25 protein-coding genes are annotated in these 20,676 nt (G+C 46.1%); 15 read left to right on the forward strand and 10 right to left on the reverse strand.

What is annotated here, in order from left to right:
- Window positions 1-37 precede the first annotated feature (37 nt).
- From DXC04_RS08595 to DXC04_RS08625, 7 genes are all read left to right on the forward strand, one after another.
- Window positions 38-3,307: a VaFE repeat-containing surface-anchored protein gene (locus DXC04_RS08595; protein ID WP_243111593.1), complete on the forward strand. Its 3,270-nt coding sequence runs from the start codon at window positions 38-40 to the stop codon at window positions 3,305-3,307.
- A gap of 61 nt (window positions 3,308-3,368) precedes the next feature.
- Window positions 3,369-3,737 (forward strand): hypothetical protein, encoded by a 369-nt coding sequence (locus tag DXC04_RS08600; RefSeq protein WP_136017835.1) that lies wholly within the window; start codon window positions 3,369-3,371, stop codon window positions 3,735-3,737.
- Between the two features lie 62 nt (window positions 3,738-3,799).
- Complete coding sequence (locus tag DXC04_RS08605) at window positions 3,800-4,075, forward strand: hypothetical protein (RefSeq protein ID WP_008373818.1); 276 nt, start codon at window positions 3,800-3,802, stop codon at window positions 4,073-4,075.
- 160 nt (window positions 4,076-4,235) lie between these two features.
- Window positions 4,236-4,655: a DUF3268 family zinc-finger domain-containing protein gene (locus tag DXC04_RS08610; protein ID WP_005333505.1), complete on the forward strand. Its 420-nt coding sequence runs from the start codon at window positions 4,236-4,238 to the stop codon at window positions 4,653-4,655.
- A 13-nt stretch (window positions 4,656-4,668) separates the two neighbouring features.
- Window positions 4,669-5,256 (forward strand): sigma-70 family RNA polymerase sigma factor, encoded by a 588-nt coding sequence (locus DXC04_RS08615; protein WP_005333504.1) that lies wholly within the window; start codon window positions 4,669-4,671, stop codon window positions 5,254-5,256.
- A gap of 20 nt (window positions 5,257-5,276) precedes the next feature.
- A complete protein-coding gene (locus DXC04_RS08620) occupies window positions 5,277-5,963 on the forward strand; it encodes a cell division protein (RefSeq protein ID WP_117718925.1) in 687 nt (228 codons plus the stop codon).
- A 13-nt stretch (window positions 5,964-5,976) separates the two neighbouring features.
- On the forward strand, window positions 5,977-6,423 hold the full coding sequence (locus tag DXC04_RS08625; RefSeq protein WP_005333500.1) for a hypothetical protein: 447 nt from the start codon (window positions 5,977-5,979) through the stop codon (window positions 6,421-6,423).
- Between the two features lie 188 nt (window positions 6,424-6,611).
- On the opposite strand, the gene DXC04_RS08630 is transcribed toward DXC04_RS08625, so the two are convergent.
- The 10 genes from DXC04_RS08630 to DXC04_RS08675 form a co-directional block, all read right to left on the reverse strand.
- Window positions 6,612-6,944, reverse strand: a complete 333-nt coding sequence (locus DXC04_RS08630; RefSeq protein ID WP_005333498.1) for a DUF5301 domain-containing protein — start codon at window positions 6,942-6,944, stop codon at window positions 6,612-6,614.
- Window positions 6,901-7,737: an EcsC family protein gene (locus tag DXC04_RS08635; RefSeq protein ID WP_005333496.1), complete on the reverse strand. Its 837-nt coding sequence runs from the start codon at window positions 7,735-7,737 to the stop codon at window positions 6,901-6,903. The genes DXC04_RS08630 and DXC04_RS08635 overlap by 44 nt, the downstream gene beginning before the upstream one ends.
- Window position 7,738: 1 nt before the next feature.
- A complete protein-coding gene (locus DXC04_RS08640) occupies window positions 7,739-8,098 on the reverse strand; it encodes a YccF domain-containing protein (RefSeq protein ID WP_005333494.1) in 360 nt (119 codons plus the stop codon).
- Between the two features lie 3 nt (window positions 8,099-8,101).
- Entirely contained in the window at window positions 8,102-8,536 is a 435-nt protein-coding gene (locus DXC04_RS08645) for a hypothetical protein (protein ID WP_005333491.1), read from the reverse strand.
- Between the two features lie 229 nt (window positions 8,537-8,765).
- Complete coding sequence (locus tag DXC04_RS08650) at window positions 8,766-9,098, reverse strand: hypothetical protein (protein ID WP_005333489.1); 333 nt, start codon at window positions 9,096-9,098, stop codon at window positions 8,766-8,768.
- Window positions 9,099-9,101: 3 nt separating this feature from the next.
- Complete coding sequence (locus DXC04_RS08655; RefSeq protein WP_022415108.1) at window positions 9,102-9,392, reverse strand: hypothetical protein; 291 nt, start codon at window positions 9,390-9,392, stop codon at window positions 9,102-9,104.
- A 121-nt stretch (window positions 9,393-9,513) separates the two neighbouring features.
- On the reverse strand, window positions 9,514-10,410 hold the full coding sequence (locus DXC04_RS08660) for a sensor histidine kinase (protein WP_005333486.1): 897 nt from the start codon (window positions 10,408-10,410) through the stop codon (window positions 9,514-9,516).
- The gene (locus tag DXC04_RS08665) at window positions 10,411-11,262 is read right to left on the reverse strand and encodes an ABC transporter permease (RefSeq protein ID WP_005333484.1); all 852 of its coding nucleotides are present in this window, start codon (window positions 11,260-11,262) and stop codon (window positions 10,411-10,413) included.
- The gene (locus DXC04_RS08670; RefSeq protein WP_008373911.1) at window positions 11,255-12,181 is read right to left on the reverse strand and encodes an ABC transporter ATP-binding protein; all 927 of its coding nucleotides are present in this window, start codon (window positions 12,179-12,181) and stop codon (window positions 11,255-11,257) included. Before DXC04_RS08670 ends, DXC04_RS08665 begins: the two co-directional genes overlap by 8 nt.
- Before the next feature lie 77 nt (window positions 12,182-12,258).
- On the reverse strand, window positions 12,259-12,957 hold the full coding sequence (locus tag DXC04_RS08675) for a response regulator transcription factor (RefSeq protein WP_005333481.1): 699 nt from the start codon (window positions 12,955-12,957) through the stop codon (window positions 12,259-12,261).
- Between the two features lie 325 nt (window positions 12,958-13,282).
- Here DXC04_RS08675 and DXC04_RS08685 point away from each other — a divergent pair, with 325 nt between their 5' ends.
- The 8 genes from DXC04_RS08685 (at window position 13,283) to DXC04_RS08720 (ending at window position 20,672) form a co-directional block, all read left to right on the forward strand.
- Window positions 13,283-13,984, forward strand: a complete 702-nt coding sequence (locus tag DXC04_RS08685; protein ID WP_005333477.1) for a single-stranded DNA-binding protein — start codon at window positions 13,283-13,285, stop codon at window positions 13,982-13,984.
- A 141-nt stretch (window positions 13,985-14,125) separates the two neighbouring features.
- Entirely contained in the window at window positions 14,126-14,902 is a 777-nt protein-coding gene (locus tag DXC04_RS08690) for a hypothetical protein (protein WP_022415111.1), read from the forward strand.
- A gap of 16 nt (window positions 14,903-14,918) precedes the next feature.
- Window positions 14,919-16,730, forward strand: coding sequence for an AAA family ATPase (locus DXC04_RS08695; protein ID WP_055155796.1), 1,812 nt, complete (start codon window positions 14,919-14,921; stop codon window positions 16,728-16,730).
- A 9-nt stretch (window positions 16,731-16,739) separates the two neighbouring features.
- On the forward strand, window positions 16,740-17,006 hold the full coding sequence (locus DXC04_RS08700; protein ID WP_005333471.1) for a helix-turn-helix domain-containing protein: 267 nt from the start codon (window positions 16,740-16,742) through the stop codon (window positions 17,004-17,006).
- Window positions 17,003-19,120: a vWA domain-containing protein gene (locus DXC04_RS08705; protein ID WP_005333469.1), complete on the forward strand. Its 2,118-nt coding sequence runs from the start codon at window positions 17,003-17,005 to the stop codon at window positions 19,118-19,120. The genes DXC04_RS08700 and DXC04_RS08705 overlap by 4 nt, the downstream gene beginning before the upstream one ends.
- 16 nt (window positions 19,121-19,136) lie before the next feature.
- On the forward strand, window positions 19,137-19,823 hold the full coding sequence (locus DXC04_RS08710; RefSeq protein ID WP_005333468.1) for a hypothetical protein: 687 nt from the start codon (window positions 19,137-19,139) through the stop codon (window positions 19,821-19,823).
- Between the two features lie 62 nt (window positions 19,824-19,885).
- On the forward strand, window positions 19,886-20,404 hold the full coding sequence (locus DXC04_RS08715; protein WP_117470410.1) for an AbrB/MazE/SpoVT family DNA-binding domain-containing protein: 519 nt from the start codon (window positions 19,886-19,888) through the stop codon (window positions 20,402-20,404).
- A 19-nt stretch (window positions 20,405-20,423) separates the two neighbouring features.
- Window positions 20,424-20,672 (forward strand): hypothetical protein, encoded by a 249-nt coding sequence (locus DXC04_RS08720; protein ID WP_117718927.1) that lies wholly within the window; start codon window positions 20,424-20,426, stop codon window positions 20,670-20,672.
- Window positions 20,673-20,676 lie beyond the last annotated feature (4 nt).

Genomic DNA, 20,676 nt, shown 5'->3' on the forward strand with positions numbered 1-20,676 from the left:
TGCCCTTTTCATTTGAACTTCAAGAAGGAGGAGACTTATGTTACAGACATACAAATCCTATACCAGACGGACGCTGGCTATGCTGCTGGCAGTCCTTGTCGCAGTCGGCGCATTGTTTTCCGGCAGTTTTCCGGTTCATGCAGCCGACGGCACCATCAGCTATAAGGCAGGTGCCAATATCCCTTACGGCAGCTATTTTACCTCCCGCATGAGCTTTGACGGGAGCAATACTGCCTACTGCGTGGAACCACTGAAGAAAACACCTTCCTCTGGTTCCTATTCCTATGACCTTTTAAGCCAGAACTCCCCGCTCAGAAAAGCGCTCTACTACTTAAACGGCGGTTACGGCTACGATAAAGTCGTCAAGGATAAATATTTCAGTGGCTGGAGTGATGATAACAGCTATGTCATCGGACATCTGGTTGTCGCTTACATCTATGCCGGTAATTCCGCTGACACCGGAGCTTTCCATGGCGCCCCGCAGTCCTATATTGATAAAGCACTGGAAGTAGCCAGTGCCATTCAGGGACTTCCGAACCCGCCGGAAGGCTTCCGGGCATTCATCGTTCCGGGACAGGGCAGCCAGACCATTGCCGGAAGCTGGTATCAGGTTCCAAACGGCTGGATCGAACTGAAAAAATCTTCTGCCAACGGAAGCGTATCGGACGGGAATCCGAATTACAGCTTAAAGGGTGCTGTGTATGGGATCTATCAGGGTGAGAAGCTCATCCAGAAACTGACCACCGATGAAAACGGGTATGCTAGATCCGGCGAACTGGAGGAAGGCGACTACACTGTAAAAGAACTCTCTGCTTCCAAAGGCTATATTGTGGATACTTCCTCTCATAAAGTTACGGTAAAAGCAGAACAGACTTCTGCTGCAAAGGTAACTGAGATCCCGCAGAATAATCCCATGGATCTGGTGCTTGAAAAGCTGGATGCCGAAACAAAGAAAGCCTCCCCACAGGGAGCAGCTTCCCTTGCAGACGCAGAATTTACAGTCAAGTTCTATACCGAGCAGTCTGACAGTGATCCTGCGGAAGCTGGAAAGAAACCGGCACGTACCTGGGTATTAAAAACAGATGTTTCCGGAAAGATGCATTTTACCAAAGATTCCTTTGTAAGCGGCGATGCCTTTTACTATACCAGTGATGGCAAGACCGTCTGTCTTCCGCTCGGTACCATAACTGTACAGGAAAGCAAAGCCCCTGCCGGATACCAGCTCAATCCAACTGTCTTCGTACAGAAAATTACAGGTGACGGTAAGCAGGAAATGGTTTCGGTATACCAGTCTTCTACCATAGAAGAATCTGTCATCCGTGGCGGAGTGAAGATCCAGAAACGTGACAGCGAGACCGGAGAAGCAAAACCGCAGGGTTCTGCCACTTTGGAAGGTACTGTCTTTGCGATCACTACGTTAAATGAAAATCCGGTATTAGTAGACGGAACATCCTACACGAAAGATCAGGTTGTCCTTACACTTACTGCCGATAAATCCGGTTCTGCTGCAACTGCAAAAGATGCTCTCCCATTCGGACATTACCGTGTGGATGAAACAACTGCACCTTCCGGTTATCTGAACAGCGGAAAGATCTCTGTAGAATTTGACATCACAGAACAGGGAAAAATCGTGGAACTGACTGCAAAAGACAATTCCATCTCCAATCAGGTCATCCGCGGGGATCTGGAATTTGTCAAGATTGCTGACGGCAGCCAGAACCGTCTGGCAAATGTGCCATTTAAGATCACTTCCAAAACAACAGGCGAAAGCCATGTGATTGTGACAGATGCCAACGGTTATGCCAGCACTTCCTCCAAATGGAACAAACATACCGCAAATACCAACCGGGGTGAGTCTTCGGAAGACGGCATCTGGTTCGGCACCTCCAAACCGGATGATTCCAAAGGCGCTCTCATTTACGATACTTACACTCTGGCGGAACAGCGTTGTGATTCCAACAAAGGCATGGATCTTTTAACCTTTGAAGTCAAGGTTTATAAGGATTCTGTTCTGATACAGGTTGGAACTCTGACCGATGATGCCATTGAGATCGGCACGACTGCTCTGGATGCCGAGACCGGTACACACATGAGCCAGCCGGCAAAAGAAGTGACCATTGAAGACGTTGTGGAATACGAAGGACTGAAAAAGGGCCAGAAATACAAACTGACTGGAACCTTAATGGATAAAAAAACCGGGGAACCAATCCTTGTGGATGAAAAACCGGTGATTTCTGAAACTGAATTTACTGCAAAGAAATCCTCCGGCTCCGTCAAAGTAACCTTTACCTTTGATGCAACTTCCTTAAAGGGAAAAACAACCGTTGTCTTCGAGGAATTATATCAGGATGAGATGCAGCTTGCAGTCCATACCGACATCAACGATGAAGACCAGACCATCTATTTCCCGGAAATCAAGACTACTGCGAAAGATGCGGACACGAACTCCAATATTTCCTGTGCAAAGGAAGAAATCACGCTGGTGGATACGGTTTCCTTTAAGGGGCTGGTTCCTAACCAGAAATATGAAGTGACTGGAACTCTGATAGATAAAGAAACAAAGAAACCAGTCGAAGCAGACGGAAAACCGGTGACAGCAAAAGCATCCTTCAAGCCAAAAGAATCCGCTGGTACGGTAGATGTTACCTTTACCTTTGATGCCAGCTCCTTAAAAGGGAAAACGGTAGTTGTCTTTGAATCCCTGGCTTACAAAGACAAGGAAGTTGCCGTACACGCAGACATTGCAGATGAAGGACAGACTATTTACTTCCCGGAAATCAAAACCACAGCCAAAGACGGCAGTGACGGGGATCAGGATGTCTCTGCTTCCAAGGAAGCGACTATCGTAGATACGGTCACTTATCATGGTCTGATGCCTGGATCTGAGTACAAAGTCATCGGAACCCTGATGAATAAGGAAACCGGAGAGGCTTTGTTAAAAGACGGAAAACCAGTTACCGCTCAGGCAGAATTTAAAGCAGAAAAAGCTGGCGGCTCTGTGGAAGTTACCTTTACCTTCGACGCTTCTGCTCTTGCCGGACAGGATGTGGTTGTCTTTGAAAAGCTCTACTATACAGACGGAAAAACCGAGCATGAGATTGCTTCCCATGAGGATCTGAAGGATGAAGGTCAGACCGTACACATGACGGAGCTTCCGAAAGAACCGGAGACGCCTCCGGTAGCTCCGCCTGTAAAGACCGGCGATGAGACGCCGCTTCTCCTGTATGCCGGAATCGCCATAGCTGCACTTGCAGGTGCAAGTGTCCTGGGCATCGTTTACTTCAAACGCAAAAAGAAACATCAGTAACTCATAACGAAGACTCCTGCAGGCAGCTCCCACATGGAACTGCCTGCTTCTTTAGTAGGTGATGAATATGAAACACCCCCACTGCAAGACAGATGCCAAGCACATCCGTCATTTTCTGAACCTCTGTGAAGGGAACTGGCACTCCTGTATCTACGTCTGGTGCCGCACTTGTAACGCACAGGAAAGCTGTGAGAACTCTGGCTTTTTATTCCATCCGGATGAAACGGGAAGCCCCTGCATCCTCCCTCTTTCAGATGCAGCGCTTTTGTTTCCCCGGATACCGGAGCCAACCGAATGTACCGGAAGCATGAGCATTGCTGCTTTTACAGAGCTTTATCTGCCCTATCTGGCCGCTCAGAAGCTGCCTTTAAAGCCATGTCCCATTCCGGCACTGCTCCGGCTTCAGGAGAACCAGCAATATGACTGGTAACAAAAAGTTGCACTTTCAGGCTCTTATACGTACAGGATATGTAAAGAAAGGAGGCACTGCCTATGTTAAACGTAATTTCAATCATCCAATGTATCGATCAGGTCTTTACGAACCTGATATTTATTCCCATGATTTTTGTCCTGTATGTGAAATTCCGTCCGAAAAAGCCATGGACCAGAAGGCGCAGGAACACTTACCTGCTCTGTCTGGTACTGATCAGCTTATTCCTGCTACGGATTTTCTGTGAGAAGTTCATCTTTACACCGGTTAATTATCCACGTTTCACAGACAGCGGCTTATTCCCGCTCATCCGAGCAATTTTCTATCCCGGCATCTGAAAAATGGGGATTCGTGCCATTTAGTCCGAATCTGGGATCAGTATCCGCTTGCGTCCTATGGGAATTCATCACCTGCTTACTTACAATATAAGTATACAGTACGTACTGGTTATTCACGTACACGTTACGTATCGTGTATGTACAAGCGAGGTGAAAACAGATGAAGAAACCAAAAATCATCCGCTGCCCTTACTGCGGCGGAACAGCAATATTAAGAGATGCATCCTTTGTATATGGAACGCATTCTCATGGCGGACAGGTTTATGTCTGCTCCCACTATCCATCCTGCAATTCCTATGTCGGGGTACATCCGGGAACCAAGATACCAAAAGGAACGCTCGCCAACCGGGAGCTTCGTCAAAAGCGGATTCAGGCACATCGAATTTTCGATCAGATCTGGCAACAGGGCATCCTTTCCAAACCGGAAGCATATCGCTGGGTGGCAGATAAGTTCTGTCTGACAGATAAGCAGGCTCACATCGGACAGTTCAGCAACTATATGTGCGACCAGCTCATTCGGGAATCCGCAGATGTTTTAAAGAACAACCATATTCCCTTCCGCCTCCGGGCAGCCAGCTGAAAGGCGGTGATTGATGATGACCTTACCACTAAATAAAAAGCAAAAACAACTGGTGGAAAAATCCATGGATCTGGTTCCGATCATGATTCGTTCCATGACCCGCACCGCTGCCTATGTAACTGAGGAAGAACAACAGGAATTATGTCAGATTGGATATCTGGCTTTGTGCCGGTCGGCTGTCGGATTTGAGGAAGGAAGATCATTCCAGCCTTATGCCAAAACTATCATCCGTCATGCCATCTTTGACTACTGGCGGAAAATTGCCCGTGACCGCTCCATGCTCTGTTCTCTGGACGAAGCATCATCTGAAGATGAACATCTCCATTATCGTGATTTGTTTTCCTACGAGGATACACAAACAACTCACCCGGAAAAGGACACAAACCAGACCTTGCTTCTTGAGCATTTAACCCAGCTTGGCACCGGACAGTCCTCAACTATTCAGAAGGGAATTGTAGCCCTCTATCTGCAACAGCAGGGATATACCAGCTTTGACTTGGCAAAACACTACCAAGTACCAGCCAATCGTGTACGGGCATGGCAGAGCAAAGCACGGAAACTATTACAGCAGGATGATGCACTCTATGCACTTCTGACTTAACCTTGAAGGAGGGAACTTTTATGCTGACACTTTATACTGCTGTCGGAACCTTAAAATTTCAAAAAACGACAGGCGGAAAATCCATTCCTCTTGTAATCAACGATGGACAAGAATATGGACTATCGGATGACGAGCTGCTGCTCTGGAGCTGTCTTGCCTTCCAGATTCTGACGCTCCATGAACTCCAGGATGCCTATACCCTGCGCCAGATACAGAAAGAAGGTCCGAAAGGCTTATCCTTCCAACACTATCTGAACCGACTTTCCTTACGCGGTCTGGTTGTAAGCGGAATTGGACTGACAGGGGTGGATGCCTTATATCGCCTTCTCGGCATTCTGACCATTATTCCCTTGAAGGATACCTTTCCCATCCGGCTCTTTGGCTGCGTTCAGCTTTATCTGGAAGGAACTATTGGTGCAAAAGAGTTTGGCAGATATTTAAAGAAGAAACCCTCTTCACCGATGGAAGATACCATTCTGAAGCTGGCTGATAAGGTATCCCTCACGACCGCTGAGCTTGTCACAAGTATGGAGCAGGAAAAAGTAATCCACAACGAATCGGATATTATGGATGAGTTATACACAGAACCGGAGACAACTTACCAAACACTTGTGGATGATGTCCAGATTCACCATACCCAGTATCCAGTGCTGCAGGCTATTGCTAATTTGTACCTGAATAAACAAATCACATTTCATACATGTTAAAGGAAGGAACCTTATGCCAAAACCATTTTTCACAAAGCTGGTTGCCATCAGTGCAATCGGCTTTTTCTGTGTACTTTTTGGGTGCATCTTCGGGATCGCCACCCATGACCGGCTCTTTATCCTCATGAGCCTCCTCATCGGAATCTGCAGCATCTTGCGTGCACTCAGTTTCTACCACCTGATCCATACACATGCTTATCTGTCACTGGACGTAAGCTGCACGAAACGGGAACAGACACTCTTCGGGAAAAACCAGCAATATTGGTTTGCCAGTGATAACGGAAAGGAATACGCCTTCTCACTGGAAAAGAATATCAAACTCCTAGAGGGACATCGGTATCGGCTGTACTTCCGGAAACCACAGCAGGGAACAGGGCAATCGATGCCATGTGCCGGAGATATTCTCGGATATGAAGAACTCACCGATCAACTGCCGGAACTTCCGGATACATCCGTTTAGATAGAAAATGAGCCGCCCGTACTGCATCACCCCTACAGTTCTGGCGGCTCATTTTATTATAAATAACCTCTCTTATTTCTATCAAACAATAGTGTTTGTATCCGCTTCAATGCCATGAGCATTTGCTCCGGGAATGTCTTAGTTAAACTTGAAAGAATTAGATTTTCATTCTCATTACACAAATATTATTAGATAACCAATTCAGAAATATCAATGCTCGTTTTATAGTTTTGTTTTACTCCGCCAGGAGAAGTAATAAAAATCGTAGCATATTCCCCATTTTCATAAAGGGTAATTTCTTTTATATCTTTTTCTTCATCTTGGTTCGTAGTATCGCAATAAAATTTTATGGTATATTTAGGGTTCATACCTATGCTTTTTTCTGTCTCTTTCCATGATTTTATATTTAAAGCAGAAATAACCTTGTCTATATTATGCTTATCATCATACTTTACCAGCAATTCCTTATTTGCGGCATCATATATCTCTATAACTTTTACACCTTTTACATAATTGTCCATTCTCTGCCTTTTTCCGCCCCGCCAGATACCTGTGCCGGTATTTCAGCTCTGCATACTCTGTGATCCGTTTCATGTAGACTGCATCATAAGCTCCGCCTACAGCACCAACCACCGGAATTCCCTGTAAGAACTTCATATACAGAAGCTCTTTTGACAAAGCTCCCGCCGTTTGTTCGATCTGCTCCTTATCCTGATACTCTTCCGGCAGTATTCCGTTTCTGATAAATTCATTTACTTTCCCGTCAATCTCACAAAGTGTATCCCCATAGGATACTGCTCCCCGGATCAATAATAAGATAAAATATTTTTCTTCCCTGCTTTCATAGCTGTATCCATACTGCAGAGCAGTCTCATAAATATTCTTTAAAATCATCCCTGTAAATACCGGAATATCCGGCAGACCGATTCCCAATACGCCCATCCCGATTCCAGACACACCGGATAGCAGTAAATTCTTTGTTCCCGTATCTCTTGCCTTTTTAGAAAAAGAGCGGAGGGATTTGGAATTCTGCTTTACATCCGCCATATACTGCCGCACCTGATAATCCTGCTCCAGTTTTGTCCGCTGATACGTCTTTTCAATAACCCCGGTTCCTTTCTCGAAAATCAGAGCAAATGCCTTCGCAAAAGCGGTATCCAATGTTTTCTGAAGTTTCGGCGGTATCTTTTCCTCCAGTTTCTGATTCAGAATGCTCTCCCTTTTCTCTGAACGCTTCTGAAGGAATCTCTGCTCCTGTACTTCCAGCTTTTCCCACTCCTTCTGAAGCGGTGTCCTTTTATCAAATAATCGCATCTTAATACACCTCCGCACCAAACGGCATCAATGCCAGTTTCGCCAGTTTAAACTGCTGTAAACCAAACGGGATTCCGATAATCGTCACACATAAAGCTGTACCCAACGCCAGATGCTCCAGTGCAAGAGGCAGACCGGATACAATCAGCCAGATGATATTCAAAAGGAACGAACCAGCTCCGCCACCATACTGCACCTCTTTTCCAAAGGGGAAAAAACTAAGCGCCGCAAATTTAAAACACTGCATCCCCACCGGAATCCCCACAACGGTAATACACCAGAGACAACCTGCCAGACACCAGCTCAGCCCACTGACTGCGCCGCCAAACACAAACCACAACACATTTCCCAGGCATCCCATATGCTACACCTCCCCATTCATCCGATTTTTCACATCAGCAAGTATCTTTTCTATCCGGTTGATGGCATCATCCACCTGTTCTCTTGCATCTGCAATCTTGCTCTGCACCATATAATCTGCCACCAGCCCGTCCAGAAAGAAATCCGCAAAGGAAAGGAAGCTGCCGATTTCCATGCGCAGATCCAAGGAAACCTGCACATCTCTTAATTCTCTCTGAAAACGCTGAATATCGCTTTTCGCCTGTTCCATCAACGCAGCTGCGTCATTCATTTTAGAATGCTTCACAAAGTCACTGATAAAGCCTCCTCCAAGCATATCAAAAATGCCCCAGTTTCTCGCACTTCCCAACTTATCCCTTGCTGCGTAAAGGCTCTGAAGCGCCCGCTCCCCTGCCTGTACTGCTTCCTGCATTTCCCGTTTCATCATTTCGTTACTCATCGTTTATCCTCTCTTTCTTTTTAGCAGACTATTGCGGCAGATTTTCTATATTTCATAATAAAAAAAGACTCCTATCATGACCTCTGCCACAATAAAAGTCTTGCTATCTCATTTGCTACGGGTATCTCTCGATACCGGTTGTCGGTTACAAAACCACCTCTTTCAAGGCGTTCAGCTACTCCCTTTTTTGCTTGAGATGAATATAACATATTGGAAATAATTTGTCAAATCATGCATTTTTCTTTTCCAACCGTTCCGCTTCTCTGGCAAATACATGCGAGATATCAAACAGTTCCGGTACATCTGATATGGTACACACATTCACACAATAATTGAGCCATGGAAATTCTTTTGTCATCTGATAAATAACTGCCATGGCTTTTGCTTCTGACATTGCTTCCACCGAATGATATCCCGATCCCTGAATATGCTCAAATCCGTTTGCTTCAAAAAAGTCCCTTACATCCGCATATGCATTATGCCAGTCACCTTTCGGATAATATTCCTTTAGTGCTTGTGTATTCAGGTCAAAATTGATGCCTTTCCTCTGTAAGCTGTCCATCTGTTAGTTCCTTATAAAGTCTGTAATCAGGTTCTCCTTTTCTGTTCCGTTATACCAGAAACACTCTAACAAATTCTCTGCAATTCCTACGGAGTTTTTCAACTGAAAGATTGCTGCCCAGAATCTTCCATAGTCCTGCTTGCGTCCCCGGTCAAGATAAATCCTGCTTCCAAGGGCTTTGACTGCACAGCTTAAATCCTCCTGCTCAAAAATCTGATCTGCCTGTTCACACATCTGATTTACCGTTTCCGGAGCGAGCTTGCTTGTATCAAATTTAAGTTCTACTTTATACATTATACTCATCCTTTCATACAACAAATGACTGAGTGACTCTTCTCTTTCTACTGTAATTCTACCATGAAACCTATATAAAGTCATTCCCCATTTTCACTTGCTTTAATATAAATTTTTCCTTTTATTTTGGAAACACAATCTCCACACAGAACTCATTCCCTTCTATCCGGGCGCTGATTTTCCCATCCATACGAAGTACCAGCTCTTTCGCAATTGATAAGCCGAGACCGCTGGAAGTCTTACTGCGTGCTTCATCCGCTTTATAAAACCGTTCAAACACCTGATCTACATTTATTTTTTCCACATGACATACTTGATTTTTTATCTGTATCCGGATGTTGTTTTCAACTTCTTCCAGTGAAATACTGATTTTCTTCTCCCCGTGATCCAGTCCGTTTTTTATGATATTCTGAAAAATTCTCTGGATTCCCTGTTCATTTCCGTTCATAAACAGCAGTTTATCTGTAATCTGTATCTCCGGTTCAATTCCTCTGCCCGTCCATTCATCGTAGTAGGAAAATATGGTATCTTTCAAAATCTTGTTGATACAGCAGGATGACATTTCCAGATGAAAAGAATCGTTTTTAAGTTTTGTAAAAGTAAATAATTCTTCCAGCATTTCTTTCAGGCTGCCGATTCTCTCCTGTATGATCTTCATATACCGTCTCTGCTCTTCCTGGTCTTCACAGGTTTCCATTAACTGAAAATATCCGTCAAGGGATGTCAAAGGAGTACGGATATCATGTGAGAGATTTGTATATGTATCCGAAATCATCTCCTCTTTCTTCAAGTATTCCTTCTTTTCCCTTCGCTTCAGTTCCAGCCATTCGTTTAAAACATCTGCCAACTCACCAATGCCTCCAAAATCCATTTCTCTGGTAATCAGCATGTTGCTGTCGTGCTTCATCAGAAACGACAACTGGCGGCAGATGTCTTTCACCTGCCGCTGGTATTTCCAAAATAACATTCCTTGTACCAGTATCACTGCTATCAATAGCACGAACCCTAGTTTTATCATTTAGATATCTCTCTTTCTGAATACCCATGCTGTCAGTAATGTAACCACGATTCCGAACGCCGCCGCAATCACAACTGCCGTCAGGCATTCCTTATTGGTCGGTGACATGGATAAAAGTGCAATCTTTCCTGTCACTGTATATTTCAAAATCTGGAAATTCTCCACACCTGCCTTCTGGATCAAATGATTGATCACTCCGTATAAGACAATCATGGTATTCATGCACAGGCAGATAACAATCGTCATGCTGAACACGTTGCTGTTCAAAACCACCGCAATCGCCATACTGATTAGTACCAGTGCATAATGAAGCAAAATCTGAATACCAAAGTATCTCAGCAACTCGCTTCCATTCCCCCACTCCAGATATCCGAAGTACATCTGCTGTGCAATAATCTGAATGATGAAATAAAGCAGCATGGTAACAGTCGTATACACAAACAACACGGAAGCTTTGGAAAAGATCAGGTTTCTCCGGCTCCTTACCTGCCCGCCGATATTTTTAATATAACCGCTTCCTATATCTGCACTGGAAAACAGCACTGTAAAAATCACCAGAAACAACGCCACAAACTTCGCCTGCAGGTTTGCATATACCTGATCAAAGACCGTTACTTTTTCTCCCGGCTGTGTCGGCAGGAATACGGACATTCCCATATTGATGGTTTCTGGTTTCACTGTTTCTGCAATGTTTTCTGTCTGCTGTTGTTCCGCTTCCTTGTTCATCGTATCAATATCCAGTTTCGACATGGATGTGGAGAAGAATATAGCTGCCGCCATCACAATCCATACCACATACATACTTTTTGTCCGGACCATCCGGTACAGATCCATTTTTATCATATTAAGCATTTTGATTCCCTCCTGTCAGATTCAAGAAATAGGTTTCCAGTTCTTCACTGGTAATGGAAATTCCATTGACCAAAATTCCTGCTTTTGCCAGTTCCATATTGACATTGGCGCTTTCATTCAATCGTTCAAATATATGGATATGGCTCTTATCTGTAACCTGATAGTTGGTAAATCCCATTCTGTCCAGAATCGGGACTGCCTGCTCCGGATGGATTAACTCTATTTCAATCCGTTCACTGCAGCGTTTCATCAGTTCTTCGCTTGTCAGCTCCTGCAGAAGACTTCCATTATGGATAATTCCATAATCCGTTGCAATCTTAGATAATTCCTCTAAAATATGACTGGATATCAAAATCGTCATATTCCGTTCATCTCGCAGTCTCTGTATGGTATCACGCACCTCTGCAATTCCCTGGGGATCAAGCCCATTGATCGGTTCATCAAGGACCAGGAGATCCGGCTCCCCGACCAGTGCCAGCCCGATTCCGAGACGCTGCTTCATTCCAAGGGAAAAATGTTTCGTTTTTTTCTTTCCGACACCTTCCAGTCCGACCGTCTCTAAGATATCTTCGATGTATCCCTTTTTCCGAATACCAAACAATTCACATTTTATTTTCAGGTTTGTATATGCATTCATGTTGCCATACAGCCCCGGTGCTTCAATCAGACACCCCACACGAGAACGAATCCTCTCCAGTTCTTTTCCTTTACACCCGAACATCTCAATCTCTCCGGCTGTCGGTCTTGCAAGTCCACTGATCATCTTCAGGCAAGTCGTCTTTCCCGCACCGTTCCGTCCGATAAATCCATAGATAGCACCCTTTTTTATGTGAAGGTTTACTTTATCCACTGCCTTATGATGACCATACTGCTTCGTCAATCCATTTGTACTTAATAACAATTCACTCAATGCTTTCATCTCCTTTTCTTATCTGCTGTTATCATATCGGATAAATCCTAATCAAACGCAAATAAATAGTAAAAAAAGAGTAAAGATTAAGAATGCAGACGGTAGCCGATTCCCCATACGGTATCAATATATTCCTCCTGCGTTACTGCTTTTATCTTTTTCCGGATATTGCTGATATGTACATCCAGTGTCTTTGTCTCTCCCATATAGTGTTCATCCCACGCATATTCAAAAATCTCTTCTTTGCTGAAGACCTGTTTCGGATGCTCCAGTAAAAGCTCCAGAATTGCAAATTCCTGCTTTGTAATTTTGGGAAGCAGCACTCCGGCAATCCGGACTTCAAAGCGCTCACGGTCCAGTTCCAGGTTTTTATATGACACGCTTTTATGTTCCGGCTCCTGCTGCATATGGCGGAGCTGAACCTGAATCCGGGCAAGCACCTCCTGTATCTCAAACGGTTTTGTAATGTAATCATCTGCCCCACTGGTAAGAAGCCCGATTTTTTCATCCAATCCGTCTTTGGCTGTCAGGACAATAACCGGCGTATTGCCCTGTTTCCGAATCTGGGCAAGCACCTCTTCTCCTGAAATTCCCGGAAGCATCAGATCCAATAGAATCAAAGAAAAGCCCGCCTTATCCATCTGGAACAGCATCCTCGCTTCCGTCCCGGAAAAAGCCTGTACCGTCTCATACCCTGCTTTCTGTAATGCCGTATATAAAAGATTATTGATATCCGTATCGTCTTCTACAATCAGAATTCTGTTTTTCTGCTCCATTTTTCTCATCCTTCCATTTTCCGATTTAAACAATATTATATTGCACTTTTATAACTATGTCCAAAATTCTTTTGATATTATCCTTCCACCTCGTCTACATATGCTATATATAGTTCTAATTTTTTTGACATATGCTATATCTTGTGTTAATATAATCTTGTATTTAAGTTTTTGTGCTGTCCCGTCATGGGAGTCTGGACCATTCATCCAGAAGCATATGCAGTTTAAGTTTGGAAAATCGTGTCATTATACTGCCGTTTTATACGGTGCTATAATGGCACTTTTTTTATTTTAATCTATTTTAACGCCCAAAGAGGCAGAAAGGAGAATTTTTATGTCAGCAATTTTAACAATTTTAGGGAGGGCCACAAGAGATCCTGAGATGCAGCAAGGAAAAAATTCCGGTACGGAATATGTTTCTCTGGACATTGCAGTTTCACAGCGAGGCCAGGATGGAAAGGAAGAAACCATTTACTATCAGTGCTATTTTAACAAGTTCCTTGCAGAACGCTTAGCAAAAGCAGGCGTAAAGAAAGGAACCGGGCTGATGATCTATGGTGATCTGGAGCTTCATCCGTTCATTTATCAGAAAGGAAAGAATGCGGGGCAGGCAAATGCCGGTCCGAGGATCAATGTCAAGGACTGGCACTTTGTACCATCCAACCGTTCTGACAGCAATACCGGACATCCGGGTGCAAACCAGAACAGCCAGCCGAATGGTGGTGCGGCAACGCCCGGTGCAGCCGGCAATGGCAGCTACCCAATGCAGGGAAATCCCAATGGCAGCTACCAGAATCAGGCAATGCCTGGCGGCTATCCACAGCAGGGAATGGCTCCTGCTAACGGTGCCTACACGCCTCCTGCAAATGGCGGACAGTATCAGGCTCCGCCAAACGGAACCGGTCAGCCACAGAGCAGCTACCCGCCGCAGGGCAGTTATACCGGAATGCCAAATTACGGAGGTATGCCGGGCAGTCAGCCAACTGACGGCTTTCAAAATGTGCCGGAACAGATGGCATCCCAGTTGCCCTATTAACTCTCAAGGAACCCTATGTTGAGGAATTGCATTTATCATCTTTGTGATGATGCAGTTCCTCTTTTTCATGTCCGGAAGCGGCGATTTCCCATCCAGCTTCCGGGCTTGTCTAAGAATCATGAATCAGAAAGGAATCAGCTCATGAAAAAATCAAATCGAAAAAAATTCTTACAGTTTGTCGTGCTTGTACTGTTTCTTGCAGCACTTTTCGTACCACAGGATGCCAACCGGCTTCTGATTGCAGGCATTGCCCTGATCGGTATCGGAGTCACGCTGTTCAGTTATCTTCTCCCGCTTTTCACGGAACGCCTGAAAAACAGGGAGCATAAGCTACGAAAACGCCCAGAAAGAACTCGTCATCTGGAAGGAACACCTGATCTGGAAACCATTCTCTGGAGACAGATCAAATTCCAGATTACCGGAAAGCTCAAGGAAGCCTTCCCGGATGCCACATGGGATTTTGTGAAAGAACCACCGCTCTCCCAGATACTGGATGGGGAACCATTACGGATTCGCACACGGAATACCGGAAGTTATAATTTTGCGGAAATTCTCATGGATGCCCGTGGCAGTCTGACGCTTCAGATGATGACCATTGAATCCTTACATAAAAAGGAACCGTCAGAAGGAAATCCGGATTCCAGACCAGCCGTTAATCCCAAATCATGGTATTCCCTGATTGGGAAACCGCTACTGATGGAATTGGTCGGTGACTTACAGGCAAGGGGCTATGAAAAGCTGTTTATCAACGAGCAGGGAGATGTCTATATTCTGAACGGCACTGAACCGGAAGTCCGGGGAAAGCTGGAACATTTCCCGCCCAAAGATTACTGGGGCGAATTGACGGAGATTTTTACTGAAGATGAATTGACCACAGAAGAGACCGAGCAGGCACTGGAACTGTCCTGGATCTCATAAGAAGGAGGAACGAATCATGGCAAATAACATCGTAGCAACCTGGGGGTTCAAACGCAAACTCCCGGAACCATTTGAGGATTATACGGACCATGCAATCTTTGATGACATTGCATCCAAATACTGTACTCAGCCACGGAAAAAATCCACGCTTCATGCAGCTACCCTGCGGGCAGTCCTTGCTTATCTGGAGCTGGAAAACCCGGTTGGCAGTACCCCGCCGGAAAAGCTTGGGGCGGTCGGTACCCAATCCAACAATTTTGTTGTGGCGGAATATCCGAGCAAAACCGGTGATCTTCAGGTGGTTGTCTACAACCAGCTAAACGGAAAGTTTTACGGAGGCTGCTATACTCCTCCGCCGGATGTGGAAAGCACACCGGAAAAATACGAATTTAAAGACTCCAAACAGTCCGGTGCGGCTCTGCTGTTCGCACTGATGCCGGTTTTTCTGGCAGATGAAGAGTGTAATGAAAAGTATCAGGAATTAAAAGCGCACCGGGACAACGGTTATCCCGATCTGGACGCCGCTGCGGAAACAGCAGCCGTTCTCTGCGACAACATTTACCGGAGAACCCGCTATGCATCAGGTCTCCCGACCGGTGGTGTTAAGATTGACCTTCCGGCAAACGGCGTATTGTCGCTGATCAAACCGTTAAATATCCAGAAGGGGGTCTATGCACCAACCGAAGTGCTCCATGGAGACTTTCAGGTGTTACGTCCAGGAAGTGGATTTAAGAAAGCACAGGCAGCCATTTCCAGAGATGATTTTGTTGGGAAATTTATCCTGACCGCATCCCGAAGGCTGTCTCCGGAAGAGGAGGTATCTGTTCCGACATTGGCAGAGTGGTACATCATCCCTCCGGAAATCAAACGGATCTGCGAACACGCAAAACTGACAACGGATACCACACAGCCGATGCGGAATTTTCTTTTACGGGGACCGGCAGGTACCGGAAAGACCGAAGGAGCCAAAGCCATTGCTTCCGCACTTCACCTTCCTTACCGCTGCATTACCTGTTCCGCAAATACAGAGGTATTCGACCTTTTAGGTCAGATTCTTCCGGATGTGGACGGAAAACGCACCCGGCTTCAGCGGCAGTACCCGTCTTTTCAGGAAATCCAGTTAGATCCCTCCGGTGCCTATCAGAAGCTGACCGGAAACTATGATGAAGAAATTTCTGCCGAGGACACCTACCAGAAGCTGATCGATACAATTTTTGATGAAATGCACAGCTATTATAAGGAACACACCTCCGGACAGAACTTCCAGTATGTGGATACGCCTCTAGTCGAAGCCATCCGCTATGGGTATATTCTTGAGATACAGGAGCCTACGGTCATTGCTAATCCCGGTGTACTGGTTGGACTTAACTCCCTTTTAGACCGCTGTAACAGCGTATATCTTCCAAACGGAGAAACCATCCACCGTCATCCGGATACGACCATCGTAATCACCACAAACAATGACTATGCAGGCTGTAAACAGATGAACCAGTCTGTCATTTCCCGAATGAACCTTGTGATTGATCTGGATGAACCGGATGAGGATACACAGGTAGAACGTGCCATGGCTGTTACCGGATGCAAGGATGCAAAAACGGTACGTCTGATGACACGCATTGTCAAATCCATGGCTGTCTACTGCCGGGAAAATCTCATTACAGATGGCTGCTGTGGCATGAGGGAGCTGATTTCCTGGGTGCAGTCCTACATGGTCTGCGGGGATATCCGGGAATCGGCCCGTTACACGGTGCTTGCCTCTGCCTCTGCCGATGCTGAGAACCGTACGGAAGTGGAAGAAAGCTGTCTGGATACTGTGCTTGCTGCGTAGGACACGCCTATGAGAAAAGCAGCACTCACAGAAGCCCAGATCCGAAAGCATCTGGCAGATAATCTGTCTTATCTCCGGCAAGCCAAAACACCGAAGTTATCACAAAAGGCAGTTGCCAGAATCTTAAATCTTCCCCCGAAAACCATTATGAATTATGAAAATGCAAACTCCTCCCCGATGGCTTATGCCGTCCTTCGCCTTGCTGTGTATTACGGCTGCACGATGGAGGAACTGCTGACAAAAAATCTAAGAAAAGAAAGGAAGAATATCACGTGAATCACAGCCAAAGAAATTTAAAGAAACTAATCCGGGCAAAAGAGGATTCCATTGCGGATGAGGAGTTATTCCTCTCCGCTGCCTATCAGAAGTACCAGACCTCCCTTGCCAGAGCCGTTACCGGACGTTACCGGTATGGACTGCAGGTACTGCTGGACTGGGACATTTCCGAACAGGCAGGCGTTGCATATACCGACAATTATAAGGTACATCTCAACGCAGCGAACCCGATCACCCAGTCTTTCCCCACCCGTTTCTTACGTTCCCAGAGCCTGACAGGGCTCACCGGGCATGAAGTGGGGCACTTACTCTATTCTGATTTCACAGCCCACGCTGTTCATCTGAGGAGTCTGGAAAACGGTTCCTTCTATCCGAAGGAGCCGGAGCTATCCCTTCCAGCTTATCAGACAGCACTGGAGGAGATCAAAGAAGTGTTAGAAGAAAAGGACAAAGCCGGATGCCTGACACTGGCACGATGCGCCGCAACTTTTCAAAACATTCTGGAAGACATCCATATTGAAGACCGTATGTGTGAGGAATTCCACGGCACCTTCCGACAGGGGATTGAACTCAATAACCTGCGTATGTCCGAACAGATTCCTTCCATACAGGAACAAATTGACAAAGAATACCAGCCATTTTCCATCATTGCCAACCTGATCCTTTCCTATTGCCGGACCGGAAACATCAACAATCCCACCGGCTATCAGGGGGATTATCTGGATACCATTTCCGATTGTACCGATCTTCTGGATACAGCAATGGAATCGGAAAAAGGCACTGACCGGATGCTGGTTTCCAATGCGCTCTTAGCCCTGACCTGGAACTATATCCAGCCGCTCATCGAAAAAACACGGGAGGAATTGGAAATGCATGGCGAGGATTCCGCTGCCGATGCTCTGGAAGATCTTCTAGGGGATGAAGTCAGCAGCGGCGCTCCTCTTCCGACCGGAAAAAGCGGTGCCATTCCAAAGAATATCAAACCAGCTTCCCCAAAAGGAAGCGGGAATGATGAGGGCAATGCTCCTTCCGGTCCACGTACCAAAGAGGATGCTATAGAGGAAGCCAAACAGGTGCTTTCGGAAGAAGGCGGGCGCATCGCTCTTACAAAGACCAATACCATTCTGGATGAAAACAACCCCGGCGTCACTTATGTCAGTCAGTATCAGGGCAGCGGCTATGAGCATGCTGCAGAGGATCTGTTCCGGATCTTGAACGATGTGGCTGCAGAAAAGGTGCAGGAAGACTGTCAGACGGAACTGACCGAGGAACTGCAGAAAACAGCCAATGATATTCATTACGGCAATGCCCATGCAGGCATCCATGTTACCATCCATCGCCTGACCAGTGTTTCCGATTACCTGAAGAATGAATACCAGACAGTTGCTCCCCCGCTCCTGCGGGCTTCCAAAAAGCTGCAAAGCACCATCCTGCCGCTTTTGAAAGAAGAACAGCAAGGCGGAAAGCAGAAGAATCTCCTGTTTGGAAAACGTCTGGACTCCCATGCTCTCTATAAGACAGACGGAACCATCTTTACCAGAACCAGACTTCCAGGAGAGGAAAAACGTCTGGCTGTTGCCCTCCTGATTGACGAGAGTGGTTCGATGGGTTGGGGTGACCGGATGACACATGCAAGAAAGACTGCCATTGTCCTTTATGATTTCTGTAAAAGCCTCGGTATCCCTATCACCATTTACGGGCATTCCACGGATGCAGGCGGCGTTGCTCTTTACTCCTATGCAGAATTTGATTCTGTGGACAATGAGGACTGTTACCGGCTGATGGATATGTGCGACCGCAACGGGAACCGGGACGGCGCAGCTCTCCGCTTCGTAGCAGAGCATTTGTGCACACGCCCGGAGCTTCAGAAGCTGCTGATCCTGATTTCTGACGGTCAGCCAGCCGATTACGGCTACAGCGGAACGGAAGCAGAGGCAGATCTGCGGGGCATCAAGAAAGAATACGAAAAACGGGATGTCATCCTGTTTGCGGCTGCCATTGGTGACGATAAGGAAAATATCCGCAGGATTTACAAGGACGGATTCCTGGATATCACGAAACTGGAAGAGCTTCCAAAGAATATGGCACAGCTTGTCAAACAGCATCTCAAATAAAGGAAGGTGAATACTCATGAATGAAACTTATCAAAACCGGATTACCGACCAGATCTGCAAGATCCAGAATGACCGGGCACTCATTGCCTTTTATGACCGGCTCCGCTACGCACCACTCGGCAACTATGCACAGCTACATGCCAAAGGGGAATATCAGGAAAACGGGCATAAAGTACATTCTTTAATCTGCATCACCATTCAGGATTATTCCAACGGTACCGGAGACCGGAATATCATCACCCGTTTCAACCTGGCACCGGAACAGATCCAGTTCCTCTTAACCCGGATCACTTCCGGTTTTCAGGAATTTGAATGGAGCCAGAGCAAGATCTACGGCAATCCCGATCAGAACGGTTATTCCACAGCCCAGATGTTTTATATCTCCAGACATCCCTATGATTCCAAAGGGCAGCCTATGAAAAGCCCATGGAAAATCCAGATTGTAAATGGGAAAGGCATCAAAGCACAGAATAAGAACGGTGGTTCCTACATGCAGCCACGCAGCTTCCAGTCCGAAAAGACGACAGCCATCCAGCTTACCGACATGGATCTGTTCACGCTTCTGAAGCGGACGGATTCCTATATTTCCAACTGGGAAACGGTGATTGCTGCATCACTGATCAATAACGGGAAACGGATGCTGGCAGACCAGCAGAACAGTCAAATGCAACAGACAGCACAGGCTCCGCCTTACGCTGCCTAAATTTTCAGAAGAGAAGCGGTACTTTGCTGCTTCTCCTCTTTTTAAGAAAGGAGACTTTAGTTATGAATATTACACTCATCCGGACTATGGACTCTCAGGGGCGTATCGTCATCCCTGCAGAAATCCGGAAACAAATGAAGCTATCAGACGGCGATGCACTGGAATTAGAAAATGTGGGCACGGAGCTACTTTTACGAAAATGTCCCGCTCGCCTAAATGGAAAAGAAGAAATGTCTTCCTATCTTTCCGTCCTCTATAGTGTCATCCACTGTGGTATCGCAATTTGCAGTGAGAATCACATCCTCGTATCTGCGGGCATCTATCTTCCGGAAGGCACTCCCGTTACAGAAGAACTCGCCGAATTGGTTGTGGGCGGCCAGGAACAGATCTTTGCTGAGAACTGCCCTGTCTACCCGGTATCCAACGCCCGTCAGCCGGTTTGTGCTTTTTTCCCGATTTTAAGGGAATGCAAAGAACCGCTGGCACTTCTTCTCTGTTCCAGAACCGGACAGCACTTATCCGAGATGGAATTGGGATGCGCCAAACTGGTCGCTGCCGTAATTGCAAACAAAATTAAGTAAGGAAAGGAGCGTGAAATCAATGAAGAATACAAATATAACCTTACACACCACCCAAAAGAAAGAATATGTCCTCACCGGAATCCTGTCCCTGCCCCTCCATCTGGGAGAACGGGCGTGGATCTATAGTTATAACCAGACCTTTGCTACCAGTCCGGTGCAGAGTATTCTGGAAGTATCCGAAAACGGTGTGGTATTTGAGACCTGCAACAGTATTTACCGTCTCAGCTACACCCGTGTTCCGATGGAGATGGAGGCGATGTGTGCTTGACAAG

The sequence above is a fragment of the Dorea sp. OM07-5 genome (assembly GCF_003481355.1).
GTDB classification, from domain to species: domain Bacteria; phylum Bacillota; class Clostridia; order Lachnospirales; family Lachnospiraceae; genus Dorea_D; species Dorea_D hominis.

What these genes read in the sequence shown, in the direction of transcription:
- DXC04_RS08620 (WP_117718925.1), top strand. Translation starts at nt 5,277, where the DNA reads ATGCTGACACTTTATACTGCTGTCGGAACCTTAAAATTTCAAAAAACG.
- DXC04_RS08595 (WP_243111593.1), top strand. Translation starts at nt 38, where the DNA reads ATGTTACAGACATACAAATCCTATACCAGACGGACGCTGGCTATGCTG.
- DXC04_RS08630 (WP_005333498.1), bottom strand. Translation starts at nt 6,944, where the DNA reads ATGGACAATTATGTAAAAGGTGTAAAAGTTATAGAGATATATGATGCC.
- DXC04_RS08640 (WP_005333494.1), bottom strand. Translation starts at nt 8,098, where the DNA reads ATGGGATGCCTGGGAAATGTGTTGTGGTTTGTGTTTGGCGGCGCAGTC.
- DXC04_RS08690 (WP_022415111.1), top strand. Translation starts at nt 14,126, where the DNA reads ATGAAAAAATCAAATCGAAAAAAATTCTTACAGTTTGTCGTGCTTGTA.
- DXC04_RS08715 (WP_117470410.1), top strand. Translation starts at nt 19,886, where the DNA reads ATGAATATTACACTCATCCGGACTATGGACTCTCAGGGGCGTATCGTC.
- DXC04_RS08670 (WP_008373911.1), bottom strand. Translation starts at nt 12,181, where the DNA reads ATGAAAGCATTGAGTGAATTGTTATTAAGTACAAATGGATTGACGAAG.
- DXC04_RS08655 (WP_022415108.1), bottom strand. Translation starts at nt 9,392, where the DNA reads ATGTATAAAGTAGAACTTAAATTTGATACAAGCAAGCTCGCTCCGGAA.
- DXC04_RS08645 (WP_005333491.1), bottom strand. Translation starts at nt 8,536, where the DNA reads ATGAGTAACGAAATGATGAAACGGGAAATGCAGGAAGCAGTACAGGCA.
- DXC04_RS08685 (WP_005333477.1), top strand. Translation starts at nt 13,283, where the DNA reads ATGTCAGCAATTTTAACAATTTTAGGGAGGGCCACAAGAGATCCTGAG.
- DXC04_RS08600 (WP_136017835.1), top strand. Translation starts at nt 3,369, where the DNA reads ATGAATATGAAACACCCCCACTGCAAGACAGATGCCAAGCACATCCGT.
- DXC04_RS08610 (WP_005333505.1), top strand. Translation starts at nt 4,236, where the DNA reads ATGAAGAAACCAAAAATCATCCGCTGCCCTTACTGCGGCGGAACAGCA.
- DXC04_RS08665 (WP_005333484.1), bottom strand. Translation starts at nt 11,262, where the DNA reads ATGCTTAATATGATAAAAATGGATCTGTACCGGATGGTCCGGACAAAA.
- DXC04_RS08605 (WP_008373818.1), top strand. Translation starts at nt 3,800, where the DNA reads ATGTTAAACGTAATTTCAATCATCCAATGTATCGATCAGGTCTTTACG.
- DXC04_RS08615 (WP_005333504.1), top strand. Translation starts at nt 4,669, where the DNA reads ATGATGACCTTACCACTAAATAAAAAGCAAAAACAACTGGTGGAAAAA.
- DXC04_RS08695 (WP_055155796.1), top strand. Translation starts at nt 14,919, where the DNA reads ATGGCAAATAACATCGTAGCAACCTGGGGGTTCAAACGCAAACTCCCG.
- DXC04_RS08660 (WP_005333486.1), bottom strand. Translation starts at nt 10,410, where the DNA reads ATGATAAAACTAGGGTTCGTGCTATTGATAGCAGTGATACTGGTACAA.
- DXC04_RS08625 (WP_005333500.1), top strand. Translation starts at nt 5,977, where the DNA reads ATGCCAAAACCATTTTTCACAAAGCTGGTTGCCATCAGTGCAATCGGC.
- DXC04_RS08700 (WP_005333471.1), top strand. Translation starts at nt 16,740, where the DNA reads ATGAGAAAAGCAGCACTCACAGAAGCCCAGATCCGAAAGCATCTGGCA.
- DXC04_RS08720 (WP_117718927.1), top strand. Translation starts at nt 20,424, where the DNA reads ATGAAGAATACAAATATAACCTTACACACCACCCAAAAGAAAGAATAT.
- DXC04_RS08710 (WP_005333468.1), top strand. Translation starts at nt 19,137, where the DNA reads ATGAATGAAACTTATCAAAACCGGATTACCGACCAGATCTGCAAGATC.
- DXC04_RS08675 (WP_005333481.1), bottom strand. Translation starts at nt 12,957, where the DNA reads ATGAGAAAAATGGAGCAGAAAAACAGAATTCTGATTGTAGAAGACGAT.
- DXC04_RS08650 (WP_005333489.1), bottom strand. Translation starts at nt 9,098, where the DNA reads ATGGACAGCTTACAGAGGAAAGGCATCAATTTTGACCTGAATACACAA.
- DXC04_RS08635 (WP_005333496.1), bottom strand. Translation starts at nt 7,737, where the DNA reads ATGCGATTATTTGATAAAAGGACACCGCTTCAGAAGGAGTGGGAAAAG.